We start from the raw sequence: 17,744 nt of genomic DNA, 5'->3' as shown, positions 1-17,744 counted from the left end.
GGCCAGGTGAAATCGTCGGCGCGGCCGCGCATGGGGGTCGGCGCGATGCCGTCCTTCAGCACCCGCGCCGCAGCCCTGGCGCTGGCGGAGACGGCCATGGGGTCCGGCGCCTTTGCGGGCGCCGGCGCGCCGGCAAGGGCGGCCGGTCGGGAGCTGGCGGGCGCCGTGGCATCGACGGCGGGCTGGGTCCGGCCCGGCTCCTCCAGCATGCGGTTGATGTCCTTCTGCACGAAGAAAGCCAGCTTGCGTCCGCCGGCGCGGGTGAAGCGGACGCCGTCATTGAAGCGCAGGCGGCGGCGCTGGCCATCCACGGCGGGGCCGTTGGCGAGATACTTGCCATCCTCGTCCACGAAGCCGTCCCACACATTGGCGAAGGCGAGGCCCGCTCGGGCCGCGCGGGTGCGCAGCAGCTCGTTGAGCTTGGCGTAATCGTCGGAGAGGGCGCCGTTCGCCACCGGCGCGAGGCCCACGACGATGACCCGCCCGGCCTTGTCGCGCAGCGCCGTCAGCACCTCGTCCACGCGCTTGCCATAGAGTTCCAGCCAGCGCTCGGTGAGGGGCTGGACGAAGGCCTCGCCGTCCTTGACGGGTGCGAGGTCCTCGGAGCCGAGGGCAACCACCGTGACCGAGGGCCGGGCGGCGGCGATGGCGTCCGGGGCGCGGGCGATCCAGTCCACCGGCGACGGGAGGTAGCCGCTTTCGTCGGCGGTATTGTCGATGATGGCCACGCGCGCGCGATCCGGCACATAGGCGTCGGCGAGGCCTTGGGCGAGCTGCGCGGCGAGCCTGTCGCCGATGACCAGCACGAACTGGTTCGGGGCGGCGCGCTTGCCCTGCACGGCGGCATCCGCGGAGCCATAGACCACGCCTTCCGGCTCCGGCGGCGGGCGCCTGGGTTGTGTCGGCGGAAGCTGTTGCTGCTGCTGTGGCGGCTGCTCGTATTGAGTCTGGGGTTGGAACGGCCACCAGCCGCCGCTCTGGCCGGGGCGCTGCGGCTTCGGCGGCGCGCGCGGCACGGTGGCAGGCGGGCGCAGGAAGGAAAAGAAGTCCGCCTGGGCCAGCGCCGGCCGGCCGGCATCGATCAGCAGGACCAGGCTGGCGGCAAGAAGCGCGACCAGAAGCACGAGCATGCTGCGAGGGGCGAGAAAGCAAGCGCAGGCCGCCGCCCGCGCGGGAGTACGCGCGCCATTGAAGCCGCTGCCCGGTGGGAAAGGCGGTGCCTGGCGGTACGGAGATGCGATCTGAGCCTGACGCCTCATATGTAAGCAATGGACCAGCCGGGCGACGGTTTCAAGGCGCGGCGCAGCAGCCGATGGCTGGGATTGCCGCGCTCACGCCCGCGGGCTCGCTTGCCGCCCCGGCGGCATCGGACGATGCTGGGACCGGCCCGGGGGGTGGCTGGCTGGCGTAAGGTGGCGAGACGTGAGGGCGCGCGCCTCGTTCCCACGCTGCGCGGGATCGAAAGCCTGTGGCGTCCTCCGCCTCTCGAGGGATCCATGTGCGCGACGGAGCGGGCGTGGGATATGGGGGCGGGTCCAGCCGGTCACACGTGCCGCGCTGGCCACCCCCAGACAGCAAAAAGCCGCCCGGAGGGCGGCCCTTGCAAGGCGAGGAACTTGTTGTGCGGAGAAAAGGCGCAGGCGCGCTCAGTTCAGCTTGCTCTTCACTTCGCCGATGGCGCTGGAGATGAGGCGCTCGGCCACATCGCCGCGGGCGGACGCGCCCAGCACGGTCTCGGCAGCCTTGGCGGCAGCGTCGGCGGCGAAGGCCTTCACGTCGGCGACGGCCTGGAGCTCGGCCTGGGCGATCTTGTCCTCCGCCATCTTGGTGCGGCGGGCGACGAAATCCTCAAGCTTGGCCTTGGCCTCGGAGGCGAGGCGCTCGGCCTCCGCCTTGGCGGCGGTAACGATGGATTCGGCTTCGGCCTCGGCCTCGCGCTGCTTGCGCTTGAATTCGGCCACCAGCTTCTGGGCCTCTTCCTTGAGGCGGCGGGCTTCCTCCAGCTCGGCGGCGATGCGCTGGCCGCGGCTGTCGAGGGCGGAGGCGATGGTGCGGTGGGCACCCACATAGATCAGGATGCCGACGAAGAGCAGAAAGGCGACGGCGACCCAAAGCTCGGCCAGACTCATCTCGTTCATCGCAGGGTCCTCAGATCCGTCGGCGGCTCGCAGGCCGCATCTGCGGGGCAACGCCCCTTACGTGCTGGTCCACCAGATCCGCGGTGCATGGCCGCGGAGCAAAATGTCGAACGGCCGCGCGATGGAAAGCGCGACCGCGGCACGGCCCGATCAGGCCGCGTTCTTTTTGGCAAGCGCCCCGTCCACGGCCTTCTCCACGTCGGCGGACGCAGGGGCGGTGCCGAGGAGGGTCGAGACGATGGCATGGGTGGCATCCACCGCGATGCCCCGCACATGGGTGAGGGCCTCGGTCTTGGTGGAGGCGATGCTCTGTTCCGCAGTCGCCAGCTTGGCGGCGAGATCCGCCTCGAGCGACTTGCGGTTGGCATCGGTGTCGGCGGCGAGCCGGTTGCGGGTTTCGCCGGCGATGGCGTTGGCCTTGGCGCGGGCCTCGGCAAGGGCCTTCTCGTAGGAGGCCTGGGCGGCCTCGCTCTCGGCCTTGTGCTTCGCCGCTTCCTCGAGGTCGTCGGCGATGCGGTCGTGGCGCTCCTCCAGGATGCGACCGATGCGCGGCAGGGCCACGCGGCTCATCAGGAGATAGAGGAGACCGAAGCTCAGGACGAGCCAGAGCAGCTGGGAGGCGAAGGTGGTGGCATCGAAGGGCGGGAAATGGCTCTTTTTGCCATGCCCCTCTTCCGCATGACCCGCGGCAGCGCCGTGGGCGGCCGCGGGGGCCACCTCATGGGTGCCCTGGCCTGCGGTTCCGACCGGCGGGGCCGCCTGCGCGACCACGGCCGCCGGAGCGGTAGGGTGATCGCTCGCCGCAAAGAGGGGGGCGCCCCAGAGGGCCGCACCCGTCATCGCCAGCGCGACAGTCATTTTCCACGACTTCATCATGGCTTGCCCGCCTTCGCACCTGACCTTGCAATCACAGCACCCGGGCGCTGACCGCCCGGGAACCTCGTTCGTCCGGGCGATCAGGCCACGAACAGGAGGACGAGGGCGACGACGAGCGCGAAGATGCCGAGACCTTCCGCGAGCGCCGCGCCGATGAACGCGCGGGCGAACTGGCCGTCGGCGGCCGACGGGTTGCGCAGGGCGCCGGAGAGGAAGTTGCCGAAGATGTTACCGACGCCGACGGCGGCGAGACCCATACCGAGGCAGGCGAGACCGGCACCGATGAACTTTCCAGCTGCGGGATCCATGGGACTGCTCCTTGAGAAGGCTTTGGATTTCGGGATGAGAGGCGCGATGCCCGGTCAGTGACCGGGATGGATCGCGTCGTTGAGGTAGATCGAGGTGAGCACCGCGAAGACGTAGGCCTGCAGCATCGCCACCAGCAGCTCGAGGGCGTAGAGCGCTACGATCATGAAGAAGGGCAGGGTCGCGCCGAACCAGCCGACGACGCCGGCGGAGGCGAGGCCCACCACGAAGAAGGCGAACACCTTCAGGGCGATGTGGCCCGCCAGCATGTTCGCGAACAGACGCAGCGACAGACTGATGGGACGCGAGAGGAAGGAGACCACCTCGATCACCACCAGGAACGGCAGCAGGAAGGCCGGCACGCCCGACGGCACGAACAGGTGCAGGAAGTGGGTGCCGTGGCGCAGGAAGCCGTAGACGATGACCGTGCCGATCACCAGCAGCGCCATGGCGGCGGTGATGATGAGATGGGCGGTGACGGTGAAGGTGTAGGGGATGAGCCCTACCAGGTTCGCCACCAGCACGAAGGTGAAGAGCGAGAACACCAGCGGGAAGAACACCATGCCTTCCGAGCCGGCCGAATCGCGCACCATCTTGGCGATGAATTCGTAGCTCATCTCCGCCGCCGACTGGGCCCGGCCCGGCACTAGGGTGCGACCGCGCGTGGCGTAGGTGAGGAAGAAGAAGATGATGGCCACGATGCCGAACATGAACAGCGCAGCGTTCGTGAAGGAGAACTGCACGCCGCCGAAATTCAGCAGGTCAACGTAGCGCTTGATCTCGAACTGGTGGATCGGATCGACGGTCATCCGAACGCGCCCCCTGCCAATGCGGCCAAGCCGCTGAACCAAAGATCACGGCCAGAAGCCGCGACGGCCAAATAGACGAAACGACCATGACTGCCGCCACGGTGGCCGCCACCAGGGACTGCCACCCGACTGCCGGCCGCCAACTCCCCAACCGGCAGGAGCCGCATGAACGGGTCCGGCCGCAAACAAAAGGCGGCATTTCGCCGCGAACAATCCGCCGGGTCTCACCGCGCCTGCGCCCCGAAAGGAGCCGGCGCCCGTCAGGTCCCGTTTTTGCTGCGGTTCCGGCCCTCGCCGGAGGCCCGCAGCATATTCATCACGCCGGCGCCGAAGCCGACCAGCGTGAAGACGATCAGCCCCCAGGGCGTGATCGAGAGGAGTCGGTCGAGGCCATAGCCGATGAGCGAGCCCACCAGAACGCCCGACACAAATTCCGCACCCAGCCGAAAGGCGAGCGCCATGCCCGAGGACGACGAGGTGTCCCGGCCCTTGGGGGCTGGCACCTCGGTCTTCGCGCGGACCTGACTCAACGATGCGTTGAGCTGCTCGAGCCTTGCGGAAAGCTCGGTATCTTCGCTCCGGGAGCCTTCCGCCCCGTCCGGTCCTCGTTTCCCCCCGCGGGGGGCCTCTTCAGGTCCGGACATGGCGTAAAACCCCGGCTTCGGTGAAGGGCGTGCGGCCCTCCCCCTTGAAACCGCGGCGCACCATAGTTGCGTCAAAATTGGGTGTCAAGGCGCGAGTCATTAGCATTAAGTATCTGAAACAGAATGGGAAAAATGTGGCTGCGACATCGTGCTTCGCCACGATCGCCTGCCGCATTCCGTTCCGGCGTGTCGCCGTCCACTGCTGCGAGGGCGGCGCCGGTGCCGGGATGGGGCAGGCTCAGACCGCCTCCAGCAGCCGTTCGGCCCGTTCGAGGTCCACCGAGACCAGGCGCGAGATGCCCCGTTCCGCCATGGTCACGCCGAACAGGCGATTCTGGTGGGCCATGGTGATGGGGTTGTGGGTGATGGTGAGGAAGCGGGTGTCGGTCAGCTTCGTCATCTCCTCCAGCAGGGTGCAGAAGCGCTCCACATTGGCGTCGTCGAGGGGTGCGTCCACCTCGTCGAGCACGCAGATGGGCGCCGGATTGGTGAGGAAGACGGCGAAGATCAGCGCCATGGCGGTCAGCGCCTGCTCGCCGCCCGACAGCAGGGAGAGGGTTTGCGGCTTCTTGCCCGGCGGCTTGGCGATGATGTCGAGGCCGGCTTCCAGCGGATCGTCGGCCTCGGTGAGCACGAGTTGGGCCTCGCCGCCGCCGAACAGGGTATCGAACAGCTTCTTGAAATGGCCGTCCACCACCACGAAGGAGGCCTGAAGCCGTTCGCGGGCCTCGCGGTTGAGGCTGAGGATGGCGCCGCGCAGCCGCTTGATGGCCTCGACGAGGTCGTCGCGCTCGCCCACCAGCTTGCCGTGCTGGCTCTCGGTCTCCTCCAACTCCACGTCGGCGCGCAGGTTCACGGCGCCCAGGCGCTCGCGATCGCGCTTGGCCCGCTCCAGAGTGGCCTCGATGGCGGCGACGTCGGGCGCCGGCGCGTCCGGGGTGAGGCCGGCCTGTTCGCGGGCCAGCTCCGGCGGGCCTTCCAGGATGTCTGAAATCTCGCGCAGCAGGTCGTCGCGGCGCTGGCGGGCGGCTTCGAGCCGGGCATCGGCGCGGGCCGCCTCGGCCCGCGCGCCGGACATGGCCTCCAGCGCATCGCGGGCGGCGCGATCGGCGGCGGCGAGGGCCGCCTCGCCCTCGGCCAGACGGTCGGCGGCGTCGCGGCGGCCGGCTTCCGCCGCTTCCAGCGCGGTCATGAGCGCGCGCCGGCGGCGGATGAATTCGGAAGGGGCGTCTTCCAGCGTTTCCAGCTCGGCCTGCGCCTCCGCCTCGCGGGCGGCGACGGCGGCGAGGCGGTCGCCGGCTCCGCCGGCGCGCTGCCGCCACGAGCGTTCCTCGCCGATAATGGCCTCCAGGCGGCGCTGGCGCTGGGTGTTGTCGCGGCGCACCGCGTCGAGCCGGGCGCGGGCTTCCGACACGGCGGCGCGGCGTTCGGCGGTCTCGGCGCGGGCGCGGGCCATCTCGGCTTCCAGGATCTGTGGGGTGTCGAGGGCGAGGAGCTGGCCCTGGGCCTCCTCCATGCGCGCCTCGCCGTCCTCGCGCACGGCGGCAAGGCGGGTGCGCGCCTCGGCCAGCGCCGAGAGGCGGGCGAGATGCTGGGCGGCGCGGCGTTCGGCCGCCTCCAGCGCGGTGCGGCTCGCCTCGGCGCCGCGCTGGGCGGCGCGACGGGCCTCGCGGGCCGTGTTTTCGGCTTCCGCCGCATGGCGCAGCGCGCTGTCGCGATCGGCGAGGGCGGCGCGGATCTCGTCCAGATGGGCCTCGGCCACTGCCGCTTCCGCCTCGATGTCGGCAAGGCGGTTGCGCTCGGCGAGGCGGCGGGCGGCGGCGGTGGGCGCATCCGCCGCGGCGACCACGCCGTCCCAGCGCCAGAGGTCGCCTTCCACCGACACCAGCCTCTGCCCGGCCTTGAGGCTTGCGGCCAGCCCCGCCCCCTGTGCACGCGGCACGATGCCCACCTGCGCCAGGCGGCGGGCGAGGGCCGGCGCGCCGGAAACGAAACGGGACAAGGGCTCGGCGCCGCCGGGAAGGGCCGGGTCGGCGGGATCGGAGGGAGCGCCGGCCCAGCGGGCCGGGGCAGTGGCGTCCACCGGCAAATCGAGGTCGTCCCCCAGCGCCGCGCCCAGGGCGGTCTCGTAGCCCTTGGCGACGGAGACGAGGTCCGCCACCGGCGGGAAGCGATGGTCGGCGGATTGCAGGAGCTTGGCGAGGGTGCGCGCCTCGGTGTCGAGCCGGCCGAAGCGGGATTGCGCCTCGGACAGGGCCGGGCGCAGCTCCTCCATGGCGCGGCGGGCGGCCTGATGGGCGGCCTCGGCCTCGATACTCGTTTCCTCGGCCTCGGCGAGGGCGTCGCGGGCGGCTTCCGCCTCCAGCCGCAAGCCTTCCAGCGCCTCGGTGCCGGCCTGCTGCTTCAGGCGGGCCTCTTCCGCCTCCACCGAGGCGCGCTCGGCGGCGTTACGCACCAGCCGGTCGCGGATCTCGCGCACGGCCTGTTCCAGGCTGGCGCGCCGCGCGCCGAGGTCGGCGAAATGGGCGGTCTTCTCCTCCAGCGCGCGCTCGGCCTCTTCGAGATGGGCGGCGGCCTCCTCCAGCCGGTCGGCGGCGATGGCTTCAAGTTCGGCCGCCTCCTCCTGCTCGAAGCGCAGGGTCTCGGCCTCGGCGGCGAGGCGCTCCAGCACCCCCTCGGCGTCAGCGGACAGGGCCCGCTCGCGCTCGGTGTCCTGGGCGAGCTGGATGAGGCGGCGCTCCAGCTCGTCCTTGCGGGCGGACAGCCGCGTCTCCTCGGCATCCAGTTCCGAGCGGGCGTGGGTGAGGCGCTGGAGCGCGGATGCCGCCTCCGCCTCCTTCTGGCGCAAAGGCGGGAGGGCGTGGGCGGCCAGCGCCTGGAGGCGCGCCGCCTCCGCCTGCATGCGGGTGTTCTCGGCGCCGTCGCGGTGGGTGGCCTCCACCGCCTGCTCGGCCTCGGCCAGCGCGCGGGTCACCTCGCCCCAGCGCAGCCACAGGAGGGTCGCCTCGCACTGGCGGATCTCGGCCGCGAGCGCTTTGTAGCGCACAGTCTGGCGGGACTGGCGGCGCAGGCTCTCCACCTGCCCGCCGAGCTGGGTGATCACGTCCTCCAGCCGGAGCAGGTTCTGCTCGGCGGCCTTGAGGCGCGTTTCGGCCTCGTGGCGGCGGGCGTGGAGGCCGGCGACGCCGGCGGCTTCCTCAAGGATGCGGCGCCGCGCATTGGGCTTGGCGCCGACGATCTCGCCGATCTGCCCCTGCCGCACCAGGGCCGGGGAGCGCGCGCCGGTGGAGGCGTCGGCGAAGATGAGCTGCACGTCCCGGGCGCGCACGTCCTTGCCGTTGATGCGGTAGCTGGATCCGGAGCCGCGCTCGATGCGGCGGACGATCTCCAGCTGCTCCCATTCGTTGAAGGCAGCGGGGGCGGTGCGGTCGGAATTGTCGAGGCTGAGCACCACCTCGGCGGAATTGCGCGCCGGCCGCCCCGTGGTGCCGGAGAAGATCACGTCCTCCATGTCGTTGGCGCGCATGGCCTTGTAGGAGCTTTCGCCCATCACCCAGCGCAGCGCCTCGACGAGGTTGGACTTGCCGCACCCGTTCGGTCCCACGACGCCGGTAAGGCCGGGCTCGATCAGGAGATCGGTCGGCTCGACGAAGGTCTTGAAGCCCACGAGCCGCAGGCGGTCGAACTTCATGCGGTCGCGTGCGTCCTGTGGAGCGAATGGGGGAAGGGGATCATCGGCGCAGGGTGTGCCAGCCTTTTGGGGTTCCGGTCAAAGCAGCGTGCCTGCCCTTGCCGGGCCGCGCAAGCCTCGGCGGCGCAACGATCCACAGCGGGGCGAGCCGGAGATGGCTTGCAGGCGGGCTGGCGTGCGATGCATGGTTGCATTGATGACTCGGCCTTACCTTTCCGGGCCGAAAGCGCTAGAAAGCGGGACTCATGCCAACGGTTCCGGCAAAAGCCGGGGCCGAGCGCCGCGCGGGCTGAACAAAAGAGGCGGTGAGTGAGGCTTTCCGTTCTTTGGTAAAATGCTGATTGCAAGCGCGCGGCGAACGCCCATCTATGGGCTGTCCGTCTGGCCGAGCGCCCGGCGGGCCCAGGGCTCCGGCTGGGCAAGGGGCCGGTTTTTCGGGGATTGCGAGACATGCTGTTGAACCAGGCGGGCGCCAAGGGCGCGGGAACGGGCGCAGGAGCTGGCGCGGGCAATGGCGCAGCCGGCGGCGACATCATCGACACCACTACCCAGACCTTCATGGCGGAGGTGATGGAGGAGTCCAAGCGCCGCCCGGTGCTGGTGGATTTCTGGGCGCCCTGGTGCGGCCCCTGCAAGACCCTGACCCCGGTGATCGAGAAGGTGGTGAAGGCCGCCAAGGGCAAGGTGCGCCTCGCCAAGCTCAACATTGACGACCATCCGGTGATCCCCGGCAAGCTCGGCATCCAGTCCGTGCCCACGGTCTATGCCTTTGTGAACGGCCAGCCGGTGGACGGCTTCCAGGGGGCTTTGCCCGAGGGTCAGGTGAAGGCCTTCATCGACCGTCTCATCGGCCCCGCCGGCGACGGTCTGGAGGAGGCGCTGGCCGCCGCCGACGCGGCGCTGGCCCAGGGCGACCTCACCGCCGCCGCCGAGATCTTCGTCGGCGTGCTCGGCGAGGAGCCGGACAATCTCAAGGCCCTCACCGGTCTCGTGCGCACGCAGGTCGCGGCGGGGGGGCTGGAGCAGGCCAGGGCGACGCTCGCCATGGTGCCGGCCGACAAGCAGAACGACTCGCTGGTGAGCGCTGCCAAGGCGGCGCTGGACGTGGCCGAACAGGCCGCCGCCCTCGGCGACCTCGCCACCCTCGAGGCCCGGCTGGACCTCGACCCCACGGACCACCAGGCGCGCTTCGACCTTGCCTTGGCGCTCAATGGCAAGGGCCGGCGCGAGCAGGCGCTGATCCACCTCCTGGACATCGTCAAGCGCGACCGCTCGTGGAACGAGGATGCGGCCCGCAAGCAGATCGTCCAGCTGTTCGAGGCGTGGGGCCCGACCGATCCGCTCACCGTTTCAGGCCGTAAGAAATTGTCGGCGATCATGTTCGCCTGAAGAGATTTGCTTTTAAGGATTTTTCGTCTTGGCTGCCAATCGCACCTATCTGTCGCCGACGGAGATTCCGCCGGCGATTCCGGTCTTTCCACTCACCGGCGCGCTGCTGCTGCCGCGCGCGGAGCTGCCGCTCAACATCTTCGAGCCGCGCTATCTCGCCATGGTGGACGACGTGCTCGGTGGCGCGCGCCTTATCGGCATGGTGCAGCCGGACGAGGCGGCGCCGGCCACGGCGCGCGGGCCGGGCGTGTACAAGGTGGGCTGCATCGGCCGCCTCACCCAGTTCGGCGAGACCGGGGACGGGCGCTACCTGATCACGCTCACCGGCATCTGCCGCTTCCGGATCGTGGAGGAGCTGGACACCACCACGCCGTACCGCCAGTTCAAGGTGGATGCCACGCCTTTCGCCCATGATTTCGAGGCGGAGGCCGGCGAGGCGGAGGTGGATCGCGACGCGCTGCTGTCGGCGCTGGCCGCGTTCCTCGACGCCAACAAGCTGGAGGCGGACTGGGACGGCATCCGCCAGGCCGGCACCGAGACGCTGGTGAACGCGCTGTCGGTGATGTCTCCCTATGGCGCGCTGGAGAAACAGGCGCTGCTGGAGGCAGAGAATTTGAAGGCCCGCGCCGACATGCTGGTGGCCATCACCCAGATGATGCTGGCCCGCATGCCGGGCGATGGCGAAGGCTCGCTGCAATAGGGAAGGGTGGCTTCGGCGCGAAGGGGCGCCGCGCGTCTTCCCCGAACACTGCACGCAGCGCTGAAGGCACCTGCGAACCTGCTGCCGCCACAAAGCTGATGGACTGCTGCGCGGGGCGCGACGGCGCCCCGGTGTCCGCTCACGGCTCCTCCGCGAACCTCAGGCGGCCGGCGGGGGCGAGGGTGCGGGCATCGAAGGTGCGGATCTCGATGGCGCCGCCCACGTCGAGGGTCAGCACCACCACGTCGCCGGACACGGCGGTGGCGGTGATCTTCGCGCCCTTGGGCAGGAGCGCGGTCATTTCGCCGGTCGCGATGGGCTTCGCCCGGATCATGCGATAGCCGATGACGCCGAAGATCGCGGCCACCCCCAGCACCATGACCAGCATGGACAGGCTGGAGAAGCGGCGAAACCTCTGGATGATACGCTCCTGCTCCGGCGTCAGCGCCTCTTCCGGGGTATCGGTGGGGGTCGGGCGGTGAAACATGAAGGGCCGGGGCTCCTGACGGATCGAGAATGGACGCGACCATGAACCAGGCCGAGATGAACCAGGCCGACAACGGCTTAGAGGACCTGGATGAGGGCTTCACCCTCACGGTCCAGATCGCGGCGGAAGACGCGGGCGAGCGTCTGGACCGTGTCCTTGCGCGCCGATTGGCGCTTGAGGCACCGGAACTCAGCCGCACCCGCATTCAGCGTCTCGTAACGGAAGGGCGGGTCTCCGTCGGCGGGCGTGTGGTAGGGGACGCGGCGGGCCGGGTCAATGCCGCAGATGTCTATACCCTGTTCCTGCCGCCGCCGGAGGCCGCCGAGCCGGTGCCGGAGAACCTGCCGCTCGACATCGTGTTCGAGGATGCGCACCTCATCGTCATCGACAAGCCGGCCGGCCTCGTGGTGCATCCGGCCCCCGGCCACGCTTCCGGCACGCTGGTGAACGCACTCCTGTACCATTGCGGCGACAGCCTCTCGGGTATTGGCGGGGTGCGGCGGCCCGGCATCGTCCACCGCATCGACAAGGATACTTCCGGCCTGCTGGTGGTGGCGAAGTCGGACGTGGCCCACAAGGGGCTCGCCGCCCAGTTCGCCGACCATGGCCGCACCGGGCCGCTGGAGCGGGCCTATCTGGCGTTCGTCTGGGGCGTGCCCGAGGCCCAGGGCAGCGTCGATGCGCCCATCGACCGGCATCCCAGCCACCGGCAGAAGATGGCGGTGCGCACCGGTGGGCGCCACGCCGTCACCCATTGGGAGGTCCTCGAGTCCTTCGCCGGCCATGGCCGGACCAGCCCGCGCAACAAGGGGCAGGTGAAGGGCGAGGTGAAGACGGGGGAGGGGGTGGCGAGCCTCGTCGAATGCCGGCTGGAGACGGGTCGCACCCACCAGATTCGCGTGCACATGGCCCATGCCGGCCATCCGCTGCTGGGCGACGAGGTCTACGGCCAGGGCTTCCGCACCAAGGAGACGCTGCTGCCGGAAGCGGCCCGCGAACATCTCGCGCGGCTCGGGCGGCAGGCGCTGCATGCGGCCCGCCTCGGCTTCGCCCATCCGGTGACGGGCGAGACGCTCGCCTTCGACAGCCCGCTGCCGGCGGATCTCGCCGCCCTTGCGGAAGCGCTGGGCGGGCGTGCATCCGTGCAAAATCATCTCGCATCGACGTGAGACGATGAAACCTATCCGCGTTCCGCTCGTATCTATATCATGATGCGTCGCGGTCGGCGTCATGCGGCCGCTGAGGCGGTCGCCCGGACGGGGATCGCGGGAGAAGGAGGCCTCGTCATGGCCCAGCCGAAGTCCATGCCCATTCCTTCCGCCGAAGGCGGGCTTTCCCGGTATCTCGAGGAGATCCGGCGGTTTCCCATGCTGGAACCGCAAGAGGAATATATGCTCGCCAAGAGCTGGCGCGAGCACGGGGATCGCGATGCCGCTCACAGGTTGGTGACGAGCCATCTGCGCCTCGTGGCGAAGATCGCCATGGGCTACCGCGGCTATGGGCTGCCCATCTCCGAGGTGATTTCCGAGGGCAATGTCGGCCTCATGCAGGCGGTGAAGCGGTTCGAGCCCGAGAAGGGCTTCCGCCTCGCCACCTATGCCATGTGGTGGATCCGCGCCTCGATCCAGGAATATATCCTGCGCTCGTGGAGCCTCGTGAAGATGGGCACCACGGCGGCGCAGAAGAAGCTGTTCTTCAACCTGCGCAAGGCCAAGAGCCAGATTTCCGCGCTGGAGGACGGCGACCTCAAGCCCGAGCACGTGAAGCAGATCGCCACCAAGCTCGGCGTCACCGAGCAGGATGTGGTGGACATGAACCGCCGCCTCAGCGGCGATGCTTCCCTCAACGCCCCCATCCGCGAGGATTCCGAGGGCGGGGAGTGGCAGGACTGGCTGGTGGACGAGCGCCTCGACCAGGAGGAGCAGCTCGCCGAGAGCGAGGAGCTGGACAACCGCCGCGCCGCGCTGTCCGGCGCGCTGTCGGTGCTAAACGACCGCGAGCGCCGCATCTTCGAGGCCCGCCGCCTCTCCGAGGACCCCATGACCCTGGAGGACCTCGCCTCCGAGTTCGGCGTCTCCCGCGAGCGGGTGCGCCAGATCGAGGTGCGCGCGTTCGAGAAGGTGCAGAAGGCGGTCATGGACAAGGTCCGCCAGGTCGAGGCGCCGGAGGCGGTCTCCGCCTGACCGTCCGGTTCGGGGGAGGGGAGCCTTCCCCGTCCCCTCACCCCGCCCGGCCGAAGGGATGCGCTCCGCGCTCGGGGCGGGCGGCGTGCAGCATCATCAGCTCGCCCACATTCTCCGGCGTCAGCAGGCCGACGAGCTTTCCGCCCGCGTCCACCACGCCCACGGCCGGCGCCCGGGCCGAGATGATGAGCTTCAGCGCCGCATCGAGCTTGGAGCGGGCCTCCACCACCGGCACGTCCGCCTGCATCACCTCGATCACGGCGGTCTGCGGCCCCTGGTCCTTCATGGCGCGGATCATGGCGTCGCGGGTGAGCACGCCGCGCAGGTGGCCGGCGCCGTCCACCACCGGGAATTCCTTCTGGGTGGAGCGGATGAGGGCGTCGGCCGCGTCATCCACGGTGGATTGCGGCCCCAGCGTCTCGAAATGGGTGATCATGGCATCGGAGACCAGGAGGCCCCGCGAAGCCTCCTTCAACTGCGCCTGACCGGCCTCGCCCGACGCGGCGAGGAACACGAACACGCCGATGATCATCAGCATGGGATTGGTGAAGATGCCGAGCAGGCCCATGCCGATGGCGAGGCCCTGGCCGATGGAGGCGGCGGTGGCGGTGGCTTTGGAATAGCCCATGTTCATGGCGAGCAGCGCCCGCAGCACCCGTCCGCCGTCCATGGGGAAGGCGGGGATGAGGTTGAACACCACCAGGAAGATGTTCGCACCGGCCAGCTTCACGAGGATGGAGGTGCGCGGGTCCTCGATCTTGGCGAGGGTCTCCGCCGTGATGTCGGTGCCGCCGAGGCTCATGTTCAGGACGATGAGCAGCACCAGCGCGATCACCACGTTCACCAGCGGGCCGGCGATGGCCACCACCAGCTCCTGCGACGGCTTCTCCGGAATCCGCTCCAGATTGGCGATGCCGCCGAACGGCCAGAGCGTGATGTCCGGCGTTTTCACCCCGTAATGCCGGGCGGCGAAGACATGGCCGAGCTCGTGCAGCAGCACACAGCCGAACAGCAGCGCCACGAACAGCACGCCCTCCCACGCCGCGCTCGATCCGCCGGCCCGGTAATAGGCCGCCCAGATCCAGACCAGGAACAGGAGGAACGTGACGTGGATGCGGATCGCGGTTTCGCCGAGCCGACCGATGGTAAGGGACCAGGGCATGGAGATCTCCGGGGCCGGGTGCGTTGGGCGGGATGGGGCAGGGGGTCCGTCCGAACGCTGAATCCGTTTCCATTCACAGGGTTAGAGGTCGCTTCCCGGCGCGATCGAAAACGGCAGGAGTTCGATCGCACCGGGATGTGCTCATGGACGTTGCGCCAGACATAGCGTGACGGCGGCGCGGTGCAATCGGCTTGAATGTAAGGATAGCTTATTATAATTTACCCTTATTATGAGCGATGTCCCTCCGAAGACTGCCTTCAGCCCCCCAGACGACAGTCCGCCCGGCCCTGCGCCAAGCGAGCCGCCCCTCGGCTTCGTCCTCGTCGATGCGGCGCGGCTCTACCGTGCGCGCATCGACCGCGCCTTCGAGGGGGCCGGCCTTGGCCTCACGGCGGGGGAGGCGCGCACGCTTGCCTATGTGGATTACCATCCGGGCCTGCGGCAAACGGCGCTGGCCGAGAAGATGAACGTGGAGCCCATGACGCTGGTGGGCTTCCTCGATCGGCTGGAGGCCGCCGGCCTCCTGGTCCGGGAGACCGACCCCAGGGATCGCCGCGCCAAGATCGTGAAGCTGACGCCCGAGGCGACCCCCTCCATAGCCGGCGTCCTCGCGGCGGCAGCTGCGGCACGCCGGGAGGCCACCTGCGGCTTCTCGGAGACGGAGCAGGCCCTGCTTCGCGATCTCCTCCTCCGCCTGCGCGACAACCTTGCGCGCGAGCATCGCTCGAGGGACGAGAAATGACCGTCGCACGACACGGCACGGTCCAGGCGGCGGGCCCAGGCATCCCGGCCGCGCCGTTGATGAGCGAGCGCGAGGTGTCCGTCATCGGTGGGCTCATGGTGATGCTCGGGCCCATCAGCCTTGCCATGTACACGCCGGCTTTGCCGACGCTGGTCACCGCCTTCGGCACCAGCATCGCCACGGTGAAGCTCACCCTTACCGTGTTCTTCATGGGCTTCGCCTTCTCCCAGCTGGTCTGCGGTCCGCTCTCCGACGGCTACGGACGGCGCCCGGTGGCGCTCGGCTTCTTCGGCATCTATCTCGCCGGCAGCATCGTCGCCATGCTGGCGCCCACCATGGACTGGCTCATCGCCGGCCGTGCCCTCCAGGGCATCGGCTGCGCCGCCGGCATCGCCCTGTCCCGCGCGCTGGTGCGCGACCAATATACCGGACAGGCGTCGGCGCGGGTGATGAACCTCATCGGCACCATGCTGGCCATCGGCCCGGCGGTGTCGCCGACGCTGGGGGGCCTGATCCTCGGCACCGCGGGCTGGCACGTGATCTTCGTCGCCATGGCGGCCTACGGCCTCGTGCTGGTCGCGGTCCTCGCCTTCCGCGTGCCGGAGACCAACCTCACGCCGGATCGTGCGCTGGCTTCGCCGCGCGGGGTGACCAGAAGCTACCGCCAGCTCATCACGGACCGCGTGTTCATGCGCGCGGCGCTCACCGCCGGCCTCGGCCTCGGCGGCATCTATACCCTCTCGGCGCTGCTTCCCTTCATCCTCATCGAGCGGGTGGGGCTCTCGCCCACGGGGTTCGGCCTCGCCATGCTGCTGCAGACCGGTGCCTTCCTGACGGGAACCCTCATTGCCCGGCCGCTGCTCACGCGCCACAGCGCCCACAGCCTGATCCTGCCAGGCCTGCTGCTGGTGCTCGCCGGGGCGGCGGGGCTGGGGATCGGGCCGTTCGTGCTGCCACTGACCACGGCGAGCGTCATGCTGCCCATCTCGCTATGGGCCTGCGGCATCGCTTTGCTGCTGCCAGGCTGCACCACCGCTGGGCTCGCCGGGTTCGCCCCCATCGCCGGCGCGGCCTCGGCCCTCATGGGCTTCCTGCAGATCGGCAGCGGCTTCCTCGGAACCTCGCTCTCGGTGCTGTTTCCCTCACCGCTCGCCGCCATGGTGACGCTGCTGCCGGCGTTCGCGGTGGGCTCCGCCGGCGCGCACCTGCTCTTGGGGCCGCGCCGTGAGCCGGCGGTCGCCGAGGGGGCCGGCCCCGTGGAGGCCGCCGATCTGGAACTGGCCGCCGACCCGCTCGGCGTGGTGGGCGCCGCCGGCGACGAGATCGAGACCGGAACCTACGAAAAGGCATCCTGAGTCCCGCTCTCGGGCGGCATCATGCCGTCCGCGCCATCAAGGTTGCGGCAGCGGTTGACCATGACGGATCCACGGTGGTCAATTCCCCGCCCGAACCATCGGGCACGGGGGGATATCGTATGAGATTTGCGGGACTAGCTCTCGCCACCCTGCTGGCGTTCGCCGGCGGGCAGGCCCACGCCCAGACCGTCAGCTACGCGCAGGCGGCGGGCCTCCTCGCCCAGCATTGCGGCGGGGACATCATGAAGCACTGCCGCGGGCTCAACCTCGGCAACAATGCCATTCACAACTGCCTCGTCCAGAACGCCGCGCAATTGACGCCGGCCTGCGCGGCCAATCACGCCTCCATCCGCGAGATGACCGAGGCGCGGGCCGCCGCCCAGCGCGCGGCTCACCAGGCCTGCGACCGCGATCGCGCCCAGTACTGCCCCGGACTCGTCCCCGGCGACGGAAACATCGTCTCGTGCCTCCAGGAGGCATCGAAGGTGGTGAGCGCGACCTGCACCTCCGCCCTCGTCAATGCCGGCTACACACAGCAGTGAAGGGGGGCTGAGCATGACCGACTTTCGTTTCGCCAAAGCGAGCCTTCGCGCTGCGCTTCTGCTTGCCGGCGTCGCCGCCGTGCCCGTGCTGCTCGACGCGCGGCCGGCCGCGGCCCAGGCCTTCACGCCCAACAGCGAGATCATCCAGGGCCTGCAGAGCGCCGTCGACAACGTGCCGCAGGTGTCGGCCGAGGCGCTGCGCGGCCTCGCCCAGGCGCACATGAAGTATACCGGCCCGCCGGAAAGCCGCCCGCCGCTCGCCATCCAGCTCGACCAGCTGGCGCAGATCAATGTGGAGATCGAGTTCGACCTCAATTCCGCGATGATCAAGCCGGCGTCCTATCGCACCCTCGGATCCATCGCGGATGCGATGCACAATCCGGTGCTGCTCGGCTACAAGTTCCTGGTGGTCGGCAACACGGATGCCACCGGCACCCGCGAGTACAACATGAAGCTCAGCCAGGAACGCTCGGACGCCGTGGTCGAGGCGCTCTCCACCACCTTCCGTGTGGACCCGCGCCGGCTCCAGTCCGTGGGCGTTGGCGAGGAGGCGCTCCAGGATGTGCGCAATCCGGACGCCGCCATCAACCGCCGGGTGCAGATCTTCAACGTGGGCAGCGCCGGCGCACTTTCAGAGCAATAGGGCGTTCCGCGCCTGAGGACGAGCGAAACCGCCGCCCGGACCGTGCCTGGTCCGGGCGGCGGGGTTTCATGGGGTTT

General features: G+C 69.7%; 17 protein-coding genes. 8 read left to right on the top strand and 9 right to left on the bottom strand.

The features are described 5' to 3' along the window. From K9U40_RS12155 to smc, 7 genes are all read right to left on the bottom strand, one after another. Positions 1 to 1,130, bottom strand: a 1,130-nt coding sequence (locus K9U40_RS12155) for an SGNH/GDSL hydrolase family protein (protein ID WP_282890464.1), incomplete at its 3' end; no start/stop codon positions are given. Positions 1,131 to 1,646: 516 nt separating this feature from the next. Next, positions 1,647 to 2,129 carry an ATP F0F1 synthase subunit B gene (locus K9U40_RS12150; RefSeq protein ID WP_414115024.1) on the bottom strand — a complete coding sequence of 161 codons (483 nt, stop codon included), beginning with the start codon at positions 2,127 to 2,129 and terminating at the stop codon, positions 1,647 to 1,649. A 159-nt stretch (positions 2,130 to 2,288) separates the two neighbouring features. Then, entirely contained in the window at positions 2,289 to 2,909 is a 621-nt protein-coding gene (locus K9U40_RS12145) for a F0F1 ATP synthase subunit B (protein ID WP_414115023.1), read from the bottom strand. 185 nt (positions 2,910 to 3,094) lie between these two features. Further along, positions 3,095 to 3,322 (bottom strand): F0F1 ATP synthase subunit C, encoded by a 228-nt coding sequence (locus tag K9U40_RS12140; protein WP_012114001.1) that lies wholly within the window; start codon positions 3,320 to 3,322, stop codon positions 3,095 to 3,097. Positions 3,323 to 3,376: 54 nt separating this feature from the next. Next, positions 3,377 to 4,129, bottom strand: coding sequence for a F0F1 ATP synthase subunit A (locus K9U40_RS12135; RefSeq protein WP_282890461.1), 753 nt, complete (start codon positions 4,127 to 4,129; stop codon positions 3,377 to 3,379). Positions 4,130 to 4,389: 260 nt separating this feature from the next. Then, positions 4,390 to 4,773: an AtpZ/AtpI family protein gene (locus K9U40_RS12130; RefSeq protein WP_282890460.1), complete on the bottom strand. Its 384-nt coding sequence runs from the start codon at positions 4,771 to 4,773 to the stop codon at positions 4,390 to 4,392. 238 nt (positions 4,774 to 5,011) lie between these two features. Further along, entirely contained in the window at positions 5,012 to 8,464 is a 3,453-nt protein-coding gene (gene smc / locus K9U40_RS12125) for a chromosome segregation protein SMC (RefSeq protein ID WP_282890459.1), read from the bottom strand. A 450-nt stretch (positions 8,465 to 8,914) separates the two neighbouring features. Between smc and trxA the strand changes: the two genes are divergently transcribed. Together trxA and K9U40_RS12115 are read left to right on the top strand one after the other, a co-directional pair. Beyond that, positions 8,915 to 9,853 carry a thioredoxin gene (gene trxA, locus K9U40_RS12120; protein ID WP_282890458.1) on the top strand — a complete coding sequence of 313 codons (939 nt, stop codon included), beginning with the start codon at positions 8,915 to 8,917 and terminating at the stop codon, positions 9,851 to 9,853. A 28-nt stretch (positions 9,854 to 9,881) separates the two neighbouring features. After that, positions 9,882 to 10,553, top strand: coding sequence for an LON peptidase substrate-binding domain-containing protein (locus K9U40_RS12115; protein WP_282890457.1), 672 nt, complete (start codon positions 9,882 to 9,884; stop codon positions 10,551 to 10,553). Positions 10,554 to 10,692: 139 nt separating this feature from the next. Here K9U40_RS12115 and K9U40_RS12110 read toward each other — a convergent pair whose 3' ends face one another. Next, positions 10,693 to 11,040: a hypothetical protein gene (locus K9U40_RS12110; protein ID WP_282890456.1), complete on the bottom strand. Its 348-nt coding sequence runs from the start codon at positions 11,038 to 11,040 to the stop codon at positions 10,693 to 10,695. A 29-nt stretch (positions 11,041 to 11,069) separates the two neighbouring features. Here K9U40_RS12110 and K9U40_RS12105 point away from each other — a divergent pair, with 29 nt between their 5' ends. Next, positions 11,070 to 12,209 carry an RluA family pseudouridine synthase gene (locus K9U40_RS12105; RefSeq protein ID WP_282890455.1) on the top strand — a complete coding sequence of 380 codons (1,140 nt, stop codon included), beginning with the start codon at positions 11,070 to 11,072 and terminating at the stop codon, positions 12,207 to 12,209. 117 nt (positions 12,210 to 12,326) lie between these two features. Beyond that, entirely contained in the window at positions 12,327 to 13,223 is an 897-nt protein-coding gene (gene rpoH / locus K9U40_RS12100; RefSeq protein WP_282890454.1) for an RNA polymerase sigma factor RpoH, read from the top strand. Positions 13,224 to 13,260: 37 nt separating this feature from the next. Here the strand turns inward: rpoH and K9U40_RS12095 are convergent, their stop codons facing one another. Beyond that, entirely contained in the window at positions 13,261 to 14,385 is a 1,125-nt protein-coding gene (locus K9U40_RS12095; RefSeq protein WP_282890453.1) for a site-2 protease family protein, read from the bottom strand. Positions 14,386 to 14,614: 229 nt separating this feature from the next. Here K9U40_RS12095 and K9U40_RS12090 point away from each other — a divergent pair, with 229 nt between their 5' ends. The 4 genes from K9U40_RS12090 to K9U40_RS12075 all read left to right on the top strand — a co-directional run bounded on the left by K9U40_RS12090 (position 14,615) and on the right by K9U40_RS12075 (position 17,667). Continuing rightward, a complete protein-coding gene (locus K9U40_RS12090; RefSeq protein ID WP_282890452.1) occupies positions 14,615 to 15,127 on the top strand; it encodes a MarR family winged helix-turn-helix transcriptional regulator in 513 nt (170 codons plus the stop codon). After that, positions 15,124 to 16,482 carry a multidrug effflux MFS transporter gene (locus K9U40_RS12085; protein ID WP_282890451.1) on the top strand — a complete coding sequence of 453 codons (1,359 nt, stop codon included), beginning with the start codon at positions 15,124 to 15,126 and terminating at the stop codon, positions 16,480 to 16,482. Before K9U40_RS12090 ends, K9U40_RS12085 begins: the two co-directional genes overlap by 4 nt. 119 nt (positions 16,483 to 16,601) lie before the next feature. Further along, a complete protein-coding gene (locus K9U40_RS12080; RefSeq protein WP_282890450.1) occupies positions 16,602 to 17,024 on the top strand; it encodes a hypothetical protein in 423 nt (140 codons plus the stop codon). Positions 17,025 to 17,037: 13 nt separating this feature from the next. Then, the gene (locus tag K9U40_RS12075) at positions 17,038 to 17,667 is read left to right on the top strand and encodes an OmpA family protein (RefSeq protein ID WP_282890449.1); all 630 of its coding nucleotides are present in this window, start codon (positions 17,038 to 17,040) and stop codon (positions 17,665 to 17,667) included. Positions 17,668 to 17,744: the final 77 nt, after the last annotated feature.

Source organism: Xanthobacter autotrophicus (assembly GCF_030015065.1).
GTDB lineage: Bacteria > Pseudomonadota > Alphaproteobacteria > Rhizobiales > Xanthobacteraceae > Xanthobacter > Xanthobacter autotrophicus_D.
The sequence above is the reverse complement of the archived record's forward strand: the minus strand, read 5'-3'. Positions and strand labels throughout refer to the sequence as shown.